The sequence below is a fragment of the Pseudomonas soli genome, assembly GCF_900110655.1.
Classification (GTDB): Bacteria; Pseudomonadota; Gammaproteobacteria; order Pseudomonadales; family Pseudomonadaceae; genus Aquipseudomonas; species Aquipseudomonas soli.
Window position 1 is genome coordinate 316,819 of record NZ_FOEQ01000002.1, and the last position, 13,740, is coordinate 330,558.

A 13,740-nucleotide genomic window follows, 5' to 3' on the forward strand; every position below is an offset into this window, starting at 1 on the left:
TTTTCCCCCTCTTCAATTATCATCTGCCCGCAGCTTTGATGATGAGTCGATACGCATGTCCGATGCCATCCCAACCGACCGTAGCCCCTGGGCAGTGTTCTTGGTTTTTTTGCGCCTGGGGCTGACCTCCTTCGGCGGCCCGATTGCCCATTTGGGTTACTTCCGGGATGAACTGGTGGTGCGTCGACAGTGGCTGAGCGAGCGTTGCTATGCGGACTTGGTCGCCCTTTGCCAGTTTCTTCCGGGTCCGGCCAGTAGTCAGGTTGGTATCGCGGTTGGGCTGATACGTGCAGGCTATGGTGGTGCACTGGCTGCATGGGTGGGGTTTACCTTACCTTCGGCGGTCGCCCTTGTTCTGTTAGCGCTCGGCATCGCCAACCAGGGTGATGCCCTGCCTGCCGGGGTACTGCACGGTTTGCACGTAGTGGCGGTGGCGGTCGTGGCCCAGGCAGTGTGGGGTATGGCCCGCCATCTATGCCCGGATACGCCGCGGATCACCCTCATGGCAGTTGCGGCCTGCCTCATGCTGCTGATGCCTTACGCCTTGGCGCAAGTAGCGGTGATAGGCCTGGCGGCAGTCACGGGGCTGCTGCTGTTCAAGCCGCAGCCAAGTGGAGTGCATGAAGCACTCACCACGGGCCTGGGGCGTCGCGCGGGTCTTTTCTGGCTTGCCCTGTTCTTTGCATTGCTGCTTGGCCTGCCTTTCTTGGCAGGCCGGTTAAACTCCCAGTCACTGTCGATGATCGATTCCTTCTACCGCGCCGGCTCGCTGGTTTTTGGTGGTGGGCATGTCGTGCTGCCACTTTTGCAAGCGGAAGTTGTGCCTCCTGGCTGGGTTGATAATGATGTGTTCCTGGCTGGCTATGGGGCCGCCCAGGCTGTGCCAGGGCCGCTATTCACCTTCGCGGCCTTCCTCGGCGCCTCTATGCAGCAGGCACCCAATGGTTGGACAGGAGGCCTGATCTGCCTGCTGGCGATTTTCGCGCCTTCATTTTTCCTGGTGGTGGGCGCCTTGCCGTTCTGGCAGCATTTGCGCTGCAATGCCCGAGCCCAAGCGGCACTGCTGGGCATCAATGCTGCTGTCGTAGGTCTGTTGCTTGCCGCGCTGTATCAGCCGGTGTGGACGAGCGCAATCCACGCGCCGCAGGACGTTGGCCTGGCCTTGATGGCACTGGTTGCCCTGATGCTCTGGAAGTTGCCGGCGTGGTTGGTTGTGCTCGCCAGCGGGGTACTGGGGGCGCTGTTGGAAAACGCGCTGTGACGCCATGGGTATGCTGCTGGCGGTCTTTATCAGTGCCTGGGCATTGATCATTTCAACAGGCGAGAACACGTCAGTACCGCGCAGGTGAAGACCTTGCGCAGCACTTTCAAGCGGTTATCCAGATGCTCATATCACCTTTACCGCGCGGCCAATGAACCTCACGGGCCCCGTCGGTAGCCCGGTAGGCGAGCCGCCGGATTTCTCCAATGTCAGCTCGAACAACTGGTTGGCCTCCAACGGCGGCAGGCGCTGTATCGGAACACGATAGGGTTCACCGGGTTTGACCAGCCCCAGCGACACCGGTGCTCGCCACTGCTCACCCTTGGTCCAGAACTGCAGGGCCATGCCTTCGGGGACGGCATCCTCGCCCAACGGAATCAGCTCGATCATGCGGCTGTCGCTGGTCTGCACCACCCAGCCGGGTGCCTGGTTGCCCGGCGCCACGAGAACCACCACGAATTGCGTGGTGGCCGGCGGCGCCGTCAACAACGCAAACGCCAGCAGCATGCTTGCAGCCAGCCCTGCAGCACTCAGTGCTTGCAACAGGCCGAGACGTTGCCACCAATGGGTTCGCTGCTGTTTCGAAGGCGTGGCCAGCTCGTTCAGGCTGCGCTGGATACGGCCCCATAGCCGGGCACTCGGTGGCTGGGGCGCAGCCAGCGCGGTCAGCTCCAGCAGACGTTCCTCCCAAGCATCCACCGCGGCACGCAGGGACGGGTCGACGCTCAGGCGCTCGGTCATCGCGGCGTGTTGCTCCGGTGACAACGTCCCCAGCACGAACTCGCCGGCAAGGGTGTCCAATGCTTCGGCAGTATCCGGCTTCATTCCAGGCACTCCCGCAGCGCCTTCAGGCTGCGCTTGATCCAAGCCTTGACGGTGCCTAACGGCGCACCCAGCAGGCCGGCTATTTCGGCGTGGCTGCAGCCGTCCACATAGGCGTGCAAGATGCAGCGCTGTGGCGTGGGCTGCAATTGTTCGAGGCAACGGTAGATTTTTGCCGAGCCTGACCAGAGGTCAATGTCATCGCCCCCTGCCGGCAATGCTGCCGAGCTATCGATGTCGGCGTCGTCCAGCACGGTTTCACGGCGACTGTCGCGTATTGCATTGAGCGCCAGATGGCGAGTGATGCTGTAGATCCAGCCGCGAGCCGAGCCACGCGCCGGGTCAAAGCTGGCAGCACGGGTCCAGATGCGGATGAACGCATCGTGGACGATGTCCTCGGCGGTGGCATCGTCACGCACGATGCGCCGGGCAACGCCGAGCAGGCGCGCACCTTCCTGATCGTAGAGTGCCTGCAGGGCTCGCCGGTCGCCCAGTGCACACGCCTCCAGGCAGCGTTGGAAGTCCAAAGGGGTGACAGACGCATTCAACGTTTGCGGCTTCCTTGTGTGAGGCAAGGGACCCCGGCCATCCAGCCGGGGGCTTGCCATCGAGCGTAGATCATCAACGGCGGAGTGTCGGCCTCGGGCGCGTCACTTGGCTGTCCAGAACACGTAGTCTGCCTGGTACTGCACGACCTGCTTGGCACCTTTGTTCTGCGTCGTGCAGTCGCTTGCCGGCGCCACGCCACCACGGGTTGCCAGACGCTGGATATAGCTGACCCCTTGCATGGCGCCTTTGCCTTCGGCCGGGTTGGCCTTGACCAGCTGATAGGGGATGGCGCCTTTCTCCGCCTGGGCTACCGCCAGCTGCGTACCGGTGACTTTCGAGCCGTCCTTGGCTTGCCAAGTGGCGGGAGGGCCGAAGTAATCGCCTACCTGTTTGCCGGCGCGGTCATTGAGCACGGCCTTGGGGCCAACGAAAGTCCATTCGGTCTGGCCAGGCGCGGAGGCCTTGTCGCGGCATTCGTAGGTGATCTCGCCGACGCCGACAGTCTCGAGCATGACGCGATGGCCATCGGGGACCTTGACTGCCTCTGGCAGCGCAGATTGGGCGTGGGCTGGCTGCAGCGCAAGGATGAGGCTGCAAGCGAGCAGCATAGCGGAGAACTTGGGGCTCATGAGGTGTGCTCCTGACAGGTCATTGGCTGGGCAGTCACAGGCTGCCCATTAGTACTACCCATCAGCGATAGAACTGGATGCACGGCAGGGGAAAAATTGGTTTTGCCCGTGGTACGCCGAGCGCCAGCGATACATCAATGTGCACTCATCCTGGCCGAATCCATGAGCGGCTGCCGCTTCATCGTTCCAAAGGGGCCGGGTTGGCTCTGCCTGGCTCGCACCTGGCGTCGCCCAATTCGATCTCTCGTCGCTTCGCTCAGGCTTGAGCTGCCTGCTGGCGGGCGAAGGTCTGACACTCTTGGTAGACTAGGGCTCCTTTTTTCTTGAGGCGGATCCGGACGGTATGGATGACCGTTCCATCGGCCTTTTTCCTTGCTCTGATCGTTGCCATGTTTTCCGTTGGTACAAGCGTGAGTGGCGGTGGCAAATCGTACGCCATCACACCCAGAACGCCCGAAAAACCCCGGAAAATGGTACAAAACCGTGTAGACCAGAATGTCCCTAGAATCCGCTTCAACGCCATACACCACGCGCCCCGAGCCATCCCGCCGCTTCTCCGTGGCACCGATGATGGACTGGACAGACCGCCACTGCCGCTTCTTCCTGCGCCTACTCTCAAGGCAGGCCCTGCTCTACACCGAAATGGTCACCACCGGCGCACTGCTGCACAACGACGCCCAGCGTTTCCTGCGCCACGACGTGTCCGAGCACCCGTTGGCCCTGCAACTGGGCGGCAGCGTGCCAGCGGACCTGGCCGCCTGCGCGCGCCTGGCCGAGGACGCCGGCTATGACGAGGTCAATCTCAACGTCGGCTGCCCCAGCGACCGGGTGCAGAACAACATGATCGGCGCCTGCCTGATGGGCCATCCGGCGCTGGTGGCCGATTGCGTCAAGGCCATGCAGGACGCAGTCAGCATTCCAGTCACGGTCAAGCACCGCATCGGCATCAACGGCCGCGACAGCTACGCCGAGCTGTGCGACTTCGTCGGCCAGGTGCGCGACGCCGGCTGCCGCAGCTTCACCGTGCATGCGCGCATCGCCATCCTCGAAGGCCTGTCGCCCAAGGAAAACCGCGAAATCCCGCCACTGCGCTATGACGTGGCGGCGCAGTTGAAGGCCGACTTCCCGGACCTGGAACTAGTGCTCAATGGCGGCATCAAGACCCTCGACGAATGCCGCACTCACCTGCAGACCTTCGATGGCGTGATGCTGGGACGCGAGGCGTACCACAACCCGTACCTGCTGGCCGAGGTCGACCAGCAGCTGTTCGGCAGCGCGGCGCCGGTGATCAGCCGCGCCGAGGCCATTGCAAAGCTGCGCCCGTATATCGTCGCGCATATGCAAAGCGGCGGTGCGATGCATCACATCACCCGGCATATCCTCGGGCTGGGCCAGGGCTTCCCGGGGGCGCGGCGCTTCCGCCAGCTGCTGTCGGCGGACATTCACAAGGCCAGCGAGCCGCTGAAGGTGCTGGACCAGGCCGCCGAGCTGCTGCAGGGGCGCTGAGGGAACCTGCGGCGGGGTTGGCACTCGAAGGCAATGCCTTTTGCCGCAGCCCCGGTGTGAGCCGGGGCTGCTTTGCAGCCTGATGCGGGCAAGCGCGCGCCTACAGAAGGATCGCGTTGCCTGCGCAGGCTTTCCCGATACGCCTGCGACGGGCCTTGAGTGGCTGTCGGGGCTCGGGTAATGTCGAGTCATTGCACAGGACAGAGCACGCCCATGACCTCCAAGCTGGAACAACTCAAGCAGTTCACCACCGTGGTCGCCGACACCGGCGACCTGGATGCCATCACCCGCCTCAAGCCGGTCGACGCCACCACCAACCCGTCGCTGCTGCTCAAGGCCGCGGCCATTGCCGGCTACGCCGACCTGCTCAAGCAGGTCAAGGCCGATGCAAAGGGCAATGTCGACCTGGCCTGCGACAAGTTCGCGGTGTCGGTGGGCTCGGGCATTCTCAAGGTCATTCCGGGGCGGATCTCCACCGAAGTGGACGCGCGGCTGTCGTTCGACGAGCCGGCGCTGCTGAAAAAGGCCCGTCAGCTGATCGAGCTGTATGAAGCAGCCGGTGTGCCCAAAGACCGCGTGCTGATCAAGCTGGCCTCCACCTGGGAAGGCATCCGCGCCGCCGAGAAACTTGAGAAGGAAGGCATCCAGACCAACCTCACCCTGCTGTTCTCCTTCGCCCAGGCCCAGGCCTGCGCCGATGCCGGGGTGTTCCTGATCTCGCCGTTCGTGGGGCGTATCTACGACTGGTACAAGAAGAGCACCGGCAAGGAGTACGTCGGCGCCGAGGACCCGGGCGTGGTATCGGTCACGCGCATCTACGACTACTACAAGACCAATGGCTACAACACCGTGGTCATGGGCGCGAGCTTCCGCAATATCGGCCAGATTGAACAGCTGGCCGGCTGCGATCGCCTGACCATCAGCCCCGAGCTGCTGCAGCAGCTGGCGGACGACCAAGGCGATCTGCCGCGCATCCTCAAGCCGGGCAATGCCGGCGAAGCCAAGCAGCAGTTGAACGAGAGCCAGTTCCGCTGGGCAATGAACGAGGACGCCATGGCCACCGAGAAGCTGGCCGAAGGTATCCGCCAGTTCGCCCGCGACCAGGAGAAGCTGGAAGCGCTGATGGCTGGCTGACAAAGCCTGATACATCTTCGGCTTGATCGACGGGCGGTTAATGCAGAGCATTTCCGCCCGTTTTCGTTGGGGCCGCATTCCCCATAACCAGTGGGAGCGGGCTTGCCCCGCGATAGCGTCATACCAGACAAAACCGAGCCATAGATGATCCCCAGCACCACCCTCCCCCTTGTCCTTGCCGGCCCGGTACTGCGCCGCCTGGAGCCGCAGCGTCTGGCGATCTGGCTGGTCGGTTCGCAACCGCTGCAAGCCGAATTTGTCCTGGAACAGGCCGGCATCAGCGCCACCGCGCATTGCGAAGTGATCGCGGTCGGCACGCACGCCTTCATCCACCTGCTGGATATCCACTTCGAACAGCCGCTACCCAGCGACGTGGCGCTCGAGTACGACCTGCGCCTGGCCAACGGCCAGGGCATCGCCGACTGGGCCCCGCACCTGTTCTACCCCGGCGCCAGTCGCCCCAGCTTCGTGCTGCGCGAGCGCCTCGACCAGGTGCTCCACGGCTCGTGCCGCAAGCCCCATCATCCGGCTGCCGACGGCCTGTTGTGCGCCGACCGCCTGCTGGCCGCCGGCCCGCGCCCCGAGGAGCGCCCCGCCGTGTTGCTGATGAGCGGCGACCAGGTGTATGCCGACGATGTCGCCGGCCCGATGCTGCGCGCCATCCACGGGTTGATCGAGCGTCTGGGCCTGTTCGACGAGGCGCTGGACGGCGCCCTGGTCGACAGCGGCGCCGCGCTCTACCAGCACCCGGCCTGCTATTACCACCGCGCCGACCTGCTGCCGGCCCAGGAAGGCAACGAAACCCTGCGTGAGCGCTTCTTTGGCGGCAAGCGCAAGCCGATCTTCTCCTCCAGCAACGCCGACAACCACCTGGTGACCTTCGCAGAAGTCATGGCCATGTACCTGCTGGCCTGGTCGCCGCTGCCGTGGTCGCTGGTGTGCATGCAGATGCCATCCGGCCTCACCGACAAGCGCCAGGCCCGCTACCGCCAAGAGCTGCCGCTCATCGAGGCCTTCCGCGACGGCCTCGGCCAGGTGGCGCGGGTCATGGCCCACCTGCCCTGCCTGATGATCTTCGACGACCACGACATCACCGACGACTGGAACCTGTCGGCGCAGTGGGAGCAGACCGCCTACGGCCACCCGTTCTCGCGGCGGATCATCGGCAACGCGCTGCTCGGCTACCTGCTGTGCCAGGGCTGGGGCAACGACCCGGACGGCTGCGCGGCGCTGGTCCAACAGTGCCGCCAGTTGCATGAGGCGCGGGATGAACTGATCGGCGAACTGCTGCGCTTCCAGGGCTGGCAATACGCGCTGCCGAGCAACCCGCCGCTGCTGGTGCTGGACACCCGCACCCGGCGCTGGCGCAGCGAAAGCAACCTGGCCAAGCCTTCGGGCCTGCTCGACTGGGAGGCGCTGAGTGAACTGCAGCAGGCGCTGCTCGATCACCCCTCGGCGATCATCGTGTCGCCGGCGCCGATCTTCGGGGTCAAGCTGATCGAAACCGTGCAACGGGTGTTCAGCGCCCTGGGCTACCCGTTGCTGGTCGATGCCGAGAACTGGATGGCGCACCGCGGCGCGGCGCAGGTGGTGCTCAATATCTTCCGCCACTCGCGCACGCCTGGGCATTACGTGGTGCTGTCGGGCGACGTGCACTACTCATTCGTCTACGAAGTGCTGATCCGCCATCGCCAGCGCAGCCCGCACTTGTGGCAGGTGACCAGCAGCGGGATCAAGAACGAGTTCCCCCGGCGCCTGCTGGATGTGCTCGACCGGCTCAACCGCTGGCTGTATTCGCCGCGCTCGCCGCTCAACTGGTTTACCAAGCGTCGCCAGATGGAAGTGGTGCCGCGTACACCCAGCCGGAGCAAGGCCGGGGAACGGTTGTGGAACAGCGCGGGGCTGGGGCAGGTGTTCTTCGATGACCAGGGGCGGCCGGCGCGGGTGTATCAGTTGAATGCCGATGGTTCGCCAGCTACGGCGTTCATCAAGGACTGAAGCCATCACGGGGCAAGCCCGCTCGCACAAAGCCCCCTCGCACTGCCTGTGGGTGGGCTGAGTGGGAGCGGCGGTGCGCCGATGCGACTTGCCCCGCGATAGATCAGGATCTTTCCAGCGCGCTCACCAGGTCATGGAACGCTTCGCGGTTGGAGTCGTTCAAGCCCATGAGGATCTTGTGCGCCTCCAGCACCTTGGAGCGCACCACGCTCTCGTCCTGGTCCTGGGAAGGCAGGTCGGTCAGGCACTCCGGGCACGGCACCGGGCGGTCGACGATGTTGAACACCTGGTCGAAGCCCATGGACTGCAGCAGCCGGGAAATGTCCGGGTTGGTGGTGACCACGGTCGGCAGCAGGCCGACCTTTTGCCGGGACAGGATCGACAGCTTGGCCAGTAGGCCCAGGGTGGTGCTGTCGATGCTTTCGGTTTCGGTCAGGTCGATGACGATGGCCGAGAAGTTCAGCGCGGTGAAGATCTTCTCGATCGTCGCATCCAGTGCCGAACACAGGGTCAGGCGCACTTCACCGACAAATTTCAGAACGAAGGTCCCGCTTTGTTCGGCAAACTGGATTCTACCAGTACTCATTCAAGGTTCCTGCTCAACACCAATAGGGCGATATCATCCGGCATCTCCCCAAGCGTAGCCAATTCGAATCGTTGGCGCAGCCCGTCCAGGCTACCACCCGCCGCCTTGACGATCTCCGGCAAGGCCGCTTCCTTATCTTTGAGTGTGTCCCCGGGCAAAAGGTCCAGAATGCCGTCGGACATCAGGGTGAGGCTGAACTGCGCTGGCAGCTCCAGCACCAGGTCCTGGTAGCTGGCCTCGTCGAACAAGCCCACCGGCAGGCCGCGGCCTTCCAGGTAACGGGCTTGCCCGGGGGTATACAGCACCGGCAGCGGCAAGTGGCCGCCGACGCTGTAGGTGAGCAGGCCGGTGTCCTCGTCGATGACCCCACCGACCATGGTCACATGCTTGCCCAGCTTGCAGTTGATCAAGCCACGGTTGATGTGGCTGAGTACCTGCGAAGGCTTGAACTCGCGCATCTTGCCGCCACGCTTGAATTCGAACAGCAGGCGCGTGGTCATGAACTTCAGCAGCACCGTGACGAACGCCGACGAGGCACCGTGGCCGGATACGTCCGCCAGGTAGAAGGCAATGCGCCGGTCGTCCACGCGGAAGTAGTCGGCGAAGTCGCCCGACAGGTACAGCGACGGGATGATCTGGTGCTCGAAGGCGAAATCGCCGGCCACCCAGGGGTTTTCCGGCAGCATGTTCATCTGCACCTGGCGGCCGGCAGTCTGGTCCTCCTGCAGCAGGTGCAGGCTGGCCTCCAATTCGCGGTTGGCGGCTTCGAGCTTCTCCCGGTAGCGCTGGTTCTCAAGCACCAGGCGCGAGCGGTCGAGCGCGCGGCGCACCGAGTGCTCGAGCACGGCCAGGTCTTCGAGGGGCTTGATCAGGTAGTCCGCCGCGCCCAGGCGCAAGGCTTCGACCGCGTCGCTCATTACGCCGGCACCGGACACCACGATCACCGGCAACTGCGGCGCGCGCTCGCTGATCCGGCGGATCAGTTCGAGGCCGCCCATCTGCGGCATGCGCAGATCGCAGATCACGAGGTCGGGCTGGTGTGCTTCGAAGACCTGGAGGCCCTGCTGGCCGTTGCCGGCCTGGAGGACGCTGAAGCCGCTGTCTTCCAGATAGGCGGCGAGGCTGGCACGGACCACCTCGTCGTCATCGATGATCAGCAGCGTTGCACTGGGTTTCTGCATGTGGGCGAACGGCGCCAGATTTGGGTTGGCGTAGCGGCTGTGGAGGACCGACAGACAGCTACTGGAATGCTCTCTAGCCACTCTCTATCTGAGTTGTAGGACAAGAAGACTGGTCCGGCAAATAGTGAGGTGCCCTGTAAGGCGCTGACGGTACTCCCATCCGCCTGGCGTTTCAAGCATGGGCAGGTAGACTTCCCTGCACTTTACAGGGCAAATCACCCGGCGTTATAAGAATGTGGAGCAACGCAACCTGACGAAAGGATGCAAGCATGTCCCAGCCCCCCGTGGATTACAGCGAAAAACGTGATTTCATTCGCATGCGTATTGAAGCCGAGGTCCAGCTGCTGCAGGCCGACCAGGTGATCAGCGCTGTGTGCATCGACCTCTCAAGCACAGGCATGCAGGTGCAGGCGCCACAGCGTTTCCAGGTGGGTGACCGCCTCGAGGTGCGCATCGACTCCGTCCACACCGCCCTCGCCGGGCTGCATGCCAGCACCGAGGTGGTGTGGATCGCCGACCAGCCAGGCGGTGCGCAGCGCTTCGGCTTGCGCATCCTGGCGATGCATTGAACTGTTACGAAAAAGGCGACCCGAAGGTCGCCTTTTGCGTAAGCCGGCAGATCAGAAGTCGTCTTCGACCTGCCCGTCCTTGACCTTGAACTCGCGGTTCTGCAGGTAGGCGTTGCGCAGGAAGATGTACTTGTCGCCCTGGATCAGTTTTTCCGCCGACAGCAGGCTGGCGCGGGTGTCGATCACGTCCAGGGCGAAGATCGAGTTGCGCGTCGGCACATGGTCGATGTAGCGGTAGGGTTCGGTGTAGGTGTCCGGGTACTTGGCCAGGCCGTCACGCACGGTGCTTGGGCCAAGGAACGGGATGACCACATATGGTCCGCTGGGCACGCCCCAGTAGCCGAGGGTCTGGCCGAAGTCTTCATCGTTGCGCTGCAGGCCCATCTTGGTGCCGACATCGAAGAAGCCGCCAAGGCCGAAGGTGGTGTTGACGATCAGCCGCGCGGTGTCGACGCCCGCCGCACGGGGCTTGAGCTGCAACACGTTGTTGGCCAGGTTGGTGACGTCGCCCAGGTTGCGGAAGACATTGTGGATGCCATCCTCAAGGAACTGCGGGGTGATGAACTGATAACCCTGGGCCAACGGCTTGAGGGCATAGGTATCGAGAACGTCGTTGAACTTGAAGATCGGTCGGTTGACCGACTCCCACGGATCTTCCTCGGTGGCCGCCTGGGTTGCTGCCACGGGCGCCAGCAGCAAGCTGGCGCAGACACAGGCCTGGGTGACTCGCTCGATCACTCCGGCACCGAACCTACGCATAGATGTTTCTCCATCGGATTTCACGGCGGCAGCGGCGATTGGCACGCTGCTCGATAGGGCGCAAGTATACTGGCTTGCTTGCTGAACGATAGTTTTACATAACTCTGTCAAGATTTTGTGAACAACTGTTGCGTCATCCCCCGGTAACAAATGCCGGATAGCCTGCGGGCTATTTAGGGACGTTGCCATGCAAGAAGCACCCGCCTTTACCGCGGTACTGTTCGGACTGCGCGGCTGCCTGGTCCAGGCGCCCGACGGCAGCCCTCTGCCCGCCCCGGGCGCCCTTGACTCCCTTCACCGCCTGCGCGCCCAGCAAGTGCCCTGCATCTGGCTCGACGAAGTCAGTACCGCACAAGGCAAACGCCTGAGCGGCGTGCTGCCCGACTGGCTGCCGGGGCACTGCGCCAATGGCAGCAGATGGCCGACCCCCAACGCCTGCTGGCAAGCGCTGATGAGCCTGCAAAGCCAGCGCCTGGACGGCTGCGTGCTGGTCAGTGGCGTGCCACTGCTGTTGCAGTCGGGGCTCAACGCCGGTCTGTGGACGGTGGGGCTGGCGGCCTGCGACCAAGGCTCGGCGCAATGGCAGGCGCTGAGCCGCCAGGAACAGGAGCTGGCCCGCGGCAAAGCCACCCTGGCGCTGTTTGGCCTGGGCGTGCACTCGGTGATCGACCACCTCGAATCCCTCGATGCCTGCCTCGCGGACATCGCCCAGCGCCGGCACAAAGGCGAGAAACCCTGATACATCCCCGTTGATACGGGTCATGCAAAGCGTCGGCAGGTGGATTACGCTAGAGGTCAGGCCCGAACCTTTGCCGCTTCGCTGAGGTCCATGCCTTGCCAAGTCATTGATGGAGTAAGAACAATGCCTGCCCGCGAACTGCAAGAGCGCCTGAATAGCCTGCGCGAGCAACTGGATCGCAATGTGCCGCTTTCGGAAGAGGAACTGGCCAGCCTGCATGAAGAAGCCAGGCAGATCGAAGCCCAGCTGAAGCTTGAGGAGGCCACCCCGGACAACAACCTGGTCGACGGCGTGAACCTTGCCATCGAACGCTTCGAGGCCGAACATCCCGACCTCACCGCCACCCTGCGCAGCATTGCCAACTCGCTGCACAGCATGGGGATCTGAACCCAACGGGGCTGCGTTGCAGCCCATCGCCGGCAAGCCGGCGATGGGCAGCTTCGCGGCCCCGTTACATTACTGCCGCACCAACCGCAGGTTCTGCGGGTTGATCGCCCCGGTGCTGCGGTACGGGTTGATATCCAGCCCACCCCGGCGCACATACCGTGCATACACCGTCAGGTGCTCAGGCTCGAGCAGGTTCTTCAGGTCCAGGTAGATCCGCTCCACGCACTGTTCGTGGAAGTCGGCGTGCTGGCGGAAGCTGATCAGGTAGGTCAGCAGGCTGGCATGGTCCAGCGCCCGCCCCTTGTATTCCACCACCACGCTGCCCCAGTCCGGCTGGCCGGTGACCGGGCAATTGGATTTGAGCAGATGGCTGTGCACGGTCTCTTCCACCAAGCGATCCGCCGCACAGCGCAGCAATTCGGGCTGCGGTTGCTCGTAGTTGCTGATGCTCACATCCAGCGCATCGATGCACTGACCCGGCAAGGCAGTCACGCCTTGGCCTTCGACTTCGGCCAGGGTGCTGACCTTGACCGCCACCGGCTTGCCCGCGGCGCCAGACAGGTCTTTCACCAGGCAGGCCTGCAACTCGGCCACCGAGGCGAACACGGTCTGGTTCAGCGAGTTGAGGTACAGCTTGAAGGACTTGGACTCGATGATATTCGGCGAGTCGCAAGGAATGGCGAACTCGCCGATGGCCACCACCGGCTTGCCCGAGGGTAGCAACCAGGACAGCTCGAAGCAGTTCCAGAAATCCACGCCCTGCCACGGCAGCGTGTCGCCACTGACACCCAGCTCGGCCCACTTGGCCAGGCGCGGGATGGGGAACAGCAGCGAGGGGGTGTAGGTGGCGACGTATTCGCTGGACTTGCCCAGCGGGGAGTGTTCGGCGGCGGGATGCATGGAAACTGACCTGAAGGTTCGAAATTGCCCCTAGTCTACCGGTTTTGCACCCCGCCTTGGAGCCGATGTCACTCGATGGTCAACGGCCCGACCATGCCGGCCTGGTAATGGCCCGGCACGTTGCAGGCGAACTCGATGGGCGCCGATTTGCGGAAGGTCCAGGTCAGCTCCGCGCGCTGGCCAGGCTGCACCAGCACGGTGTTGCCGGTGTCGTGGCCATGGCCGCCGTCTATCATCTGGCTGTGGTCCATCTGCCCATGGTCCATGCCTTCGTGATTCATGCCGGCGGTAAAGATCTTGCCTTGCATGGCGACCATTTCCTTTTGATGCTCGGCGTGCATGGCCTTGTCGCCCAGGTTGAACTCGTGGGGCAGCTTGCCTTCGTTGACCAGCACGAAACGTACGGTTTCACCGGCCTTGACCTTGATGCTCTTGGGTTCGAAGGCGATGTCCTTGAGTACCACCTCGACAGTGCGGGTGGCCTTGGCTGCCGGCGCCGGCTCGCCGAAGGCGAAGGGTTTGGCTTCGCCAGCGAAGGTGGGCAGGCTGGTCAGGGCAAGCGCGGCGGTGAGGAACAGGTGTTTCATGGGTGACTCCAGATCAATGCAGCGAAGATGGCGCCATTGTCGAAAAGGCTGGCTGGCAGCTGGCTGACGGGAAGATTACAACTTTGTCAGCTTGGGCAGGCCGCCAGATCGTCACGTATCATTTCGGCATCAC

General features: G+C 63.5%; 15 protein-coding genes and 1 pseudogene. 7 read left to right on the forward strand and 9 right to left on the reverse strand.

Annotated features, from left to right (window positions below):
* Positions 1-55: 55 nt before the first annotated feature.
* Positions 56-1,261, forward strand: coding sequence for a chromate efflux transporter (gene chrA / locus BMY03_RS06075; RefSeq protein ID WP_177182888.1), 1,206 nt, complete (start codon positions 56-58; stop codon positions 1,259-1,261).
* A gap of 126 nt (positions 1,262-1,387) precedes the next feature.
* On the opposite strand, the gene BMY03_RS06080 is transcribed toward chrA, so the two are convergent.
* From BMY03_RS06080 to BMY03_RS26565, 4 genes and pseudogenes are all read right to left on the reverse strand, one after another.
* A complete protein-coding gene (locus BMY03_RS06080) occupies positions 1,388-2,086 on the reverse strand; it encodes an anti-sigma factor (RefSeq protein ID WP_094010541.1) in 699 nt (232 codons plus the stop codon).
* Positions 2,083-2,631: a sigma-70 family RNA polymerase sigma factor gene (locus tag BMY03_RS06085; protein ID WP_023629604.1), complete on the reverse strand. Its 549-nt coding sequence runs from the start codon at positions 2,629-2,631 to the stop codon at positions 2,083-2,085. The genes BMY03_RS06080 and BMY03_RS06085 overlap by 4 nt, the downstream gene beginning before the upstream one ends.
* A 102-nt stretch (positions 2,632-2,733) precedes the next feature.
* Positions 2,734-3,261 carry a DUF3455 domain-containing protein gene (locus BMY03_RS06090; RefSeq protein WP_094010542.1) on the reverse strand — a complete coding sequence of 176 codons (528 nt, stop codon included), beginning with the start codon at positions 3,259-3,261 and terminating at the stop codon, positions 2,734-2,736.
* Positions 3,262-3,520: 259 nt separating this feature from the next.
* A pseudogene (locus tag BMY03_RS26565) lies at positions 3,521-3,652 on the reverse strand (site-specific integrase); the annotation flags it as partial.
* Between the two features lie 104 nt (positions 3,653-3,756).
* On the opposite strand from BMY03_RS26565, the gene dusA reads away from it, so the two are divergent.
* The 3 genes from dusA to BMY03_RS06110 all read left to right on the forward strand — a co-directional run bounded on the left by dusA (position 3,757) and on the right by BMY03_RS06110 (position 7,899).
* A complete protein-coding gene (dusA, locus tag BMY03_RS06100; protein ID WP_094010543.1) occupies positions 3,757-4,767 on the forward strand; it encodes a tRNA dihydrouridine(20/20a) synthase DusA in 1,011 nt (336 codons plus the stop codon).
* Positions 4,768-4,980: 213 nt separating this feature from the next.
* Entirely contained in the window at positions 4,981-5,901 is a 921-nt protein-coding gene (tal, locus tag BMY03_RS06105; RefSeq protein ID WP_094010544.1) for a transaldolase, read from the forward strand.
* 144 nt (positions 5,902-6,045) lie between these two features.
* On the forward strand, positions 6,046-7,899 hold the full coding sequence (locus BMY03_RS06110) for an alkaline phosphatase D family protein (protein ID WP_094010545.1): 1,854 nt from the start codon (positions 6,046-6,048) through the stop codon (positions 7,897-7,899).
* Positions 7,900-8,002: 103 nt separating this feature from the next.
* Here the strand turns inward: BMY03_RS06110 and rssC are convergent, their stop codons facing one another.
* Together rssC and rssB are read right to left on the reverse strand one after the other, a co-directional pair.
* Complete coding sequence (gene rssC, locus BMY03_RS06115) at positions 8,003-8,485, reverse strand: anti-sigma factor antagonist RssC (protein WP_023631332.1); 483 nt, start codon at positions 8,483-8,485, stop codon at positions 8,003-8,005.
* Positions 8,482-9,666, reverse strand: a complete 1,185-nt coding sequence (gene rssB / locus BMY03_RS06120; RefSeq protein WP_023631333.1) for a two-component system response regulator RssB — start codon at positions 9,664-9,666, stop codon at positions 8,482-8,484. The genes rssC and rssB overlap by 4 nt, the downstream gene beginning before the upstream one ends.
* 269 nt (positions 9,667-9,935) lie before the next feature.
* Between rssB and BMY03_RS06125 the strand changes: the two genes are divergently transcribed.
* A complete protein-coding gene (locus tag BMY03_RS06125; RefSeq protein WP_094010546.1) occupies positions 9,936-10,235 on the forward strand; it encodes a PilZ domain-containing protein in 300 nt (99 codons plus the stop codon).
* Positions 10,236-10,286: 51 nt separating this feature from the next.
* On the opposite strand, the gene BMY03_RS06130 is transcribed toward BMY03_RS06125, so the two are convergent.
* Positions 10,287-10,994 (reverse strand): MlaA family lipoprotein, encoded by a 708-nt coding sequence (locus BMY03_RS06130; protein WP_094010547.1) that lies wholly within the window; start codon positions 10,992-10,994, stop codon positions 10,287-10,289.
* A 187-nt stretch (positions 10,995-11,181) separates the two neighbouring features.
* Here BMY03_RS06130 and pcrP point away from each other — a divergent pair, with 187 nt between their 5' ends.
* Together pcrP and BMY03_RS06140 are read left to right on the forward strand one after the other, a co-directional pair.
* Complete coding sequence (gene pcrP, locus BMY03_RS06135; RefSeq protein ID WP_038705757.1) at positions 11,182-11,733, forward strand: HAD superfamily inactivated hydrolase PcrP; 552 nt, start codon at positions 11,182-11,184, stop codon at positions 11,731-11,733.
* Between the two features lie 123 nt (positions 11,734-11,856).
* On the forward strand, positions 11,857-12,120 hold the full coding sequence (locus BMY03_RS06140) for a DUF4404 family protein (RefSeq protein ID WP_031315272.1): 264 nt from the start codon (positions 11,857-11,859) through the stop codon (positions 12,118-12,120).
* Between the two features lie 69 nt (positions 12,121-12,189).
* Here BMY03_RS06140 and queF read toward each other — a convergent pair whose 3' ends face one another.
* Together queF and BMY03_RS06150 are read right to left on the reverse strand one after the other, a co-directional pair.
* Positions 12,190-13,020: an NADPH-dependent 7-cyano-7-deazaguanine reductase QueF gene (gene queF, locus BMY03_RS06145; protein ID WP_094010548.1), complete on the reverse strand. Its 831-nt coding sequence runs from the start codon at positions 13,018-13,020 to the stop codon at positions 12,190-12,192.
* 68 nt (positions 13,021-13,088) lie between these two features.
* Positions 13,089-13,607, reverse strand: coding sequence for a cupredoxin domain-containing protein (locus BMY03_RS06150; protein WP_094010549.1), 519 nt, complete (start codon positions 13,605-13,607; stop codon positions 13,089-13,091).
* Positions 13,608-13,740 lie beyond the last annotated feature (133 nt).

Excerpts from the sequence above, each read along its gene's own strand:
- rssC (WP_023631332.1), bottom strand. The coding sequence starts at position 8,485 with ATGAGTACTGGTAGAATCCAGTTTGCCGAACAAAGCGGGACCTTCGTT.
- dusA (WP_094010543.1), top strand. The coding sequence starts at position 3,757 with ATGTCCCTAGAATCCGCTTCAACGCCATACACCACGCGCCCCGAGCCA.
- tal (WP_094010544.1), top strand. The coding sequence starts at position 4,981 with ATGACCTCCAAGCTGGAACAACTCAAGCAGTTCACCACCGTGGTCGCC.
- BMY03_RS06110 (WP_094010545.1), top strand. The coding sequence starts at position 6,046 with ATGATCCCCAGCACCACCCTCCCCCTTGTCCTTGCCGGCCCGGTACTG.
- BMY03_RS06125 (WP_094010546.1), top strand. The coding sequence starts at position 9,936 with ATGTCCCAGCCCCCCGTGGATTACAGCGAAAAACGTGATTTCATTCGC.
- BMY03_RS06080 (WP_094010541.1), bottom strand. The coding sequence starts at position 2,086 with ATGAAGCCGGATACTGCCGAAGCATTGGACACCCTTGCCGGCGAGTTC.
- BMY03_RS06090 (WP_094010542.1), bottom strand. The coding sequence starts at position 3,261 with ATGAGCCCCAAGTTCTCCGCTATGCTGCTCGCTTGCAGCCTCATCCTT.
- pcrP (WP_038705757.1), top strand. The coding sequence starts at position 11,182 with ATGCAAGAAGCACCCGCCTTTACCGCGGTACTGTTCGGACTGCGCGGC.
- queF (WP_094010548.1), bottom strand. The coding sequence starts at position 13,020 with ATGCATCCCGCCGCCGAACACTCCCCGCTGGGCAAGTCCAGCGAATAC.
- chrA (WP_177182888.1), top strand. The coding sequence starts at position 56 with ATGTCCGATGCCATCCCAACCGACCGTAGCCCCTGGGCAGTGTTCTTG.
- BMY03_RS06130 (WP_094010547.1), bottom strand. The coding sequence starts at position 10,994 with ATGCGTAGGTTCGGTGCCGGAGTGATCGAGCGAGTCACCCAGGCCTGT.
- rssB (WP_023631333.1), bottom strand. The coding sequence starts at position 9,666 with ATGCAGAAACCCAGTGCAACGCTGCTGATCATCGATGACGACGAGGTG.
- BMY03_RS06140 (WP_031315272.1), top strand. The coding sequence starts at position 11,857 with ATGCCTGCCCGCGAACTGCAAGAGCGCCTGAATAGCCTGCGCGAGCAA.
- BMY03_RS06150 (WP_094010549.1), bottom strand. The coding sequence starts at position 13,607 with ATGAAACACCTGTTCCTCACCGCCGCGCTTGCCCTGACCAGCCTGCCC.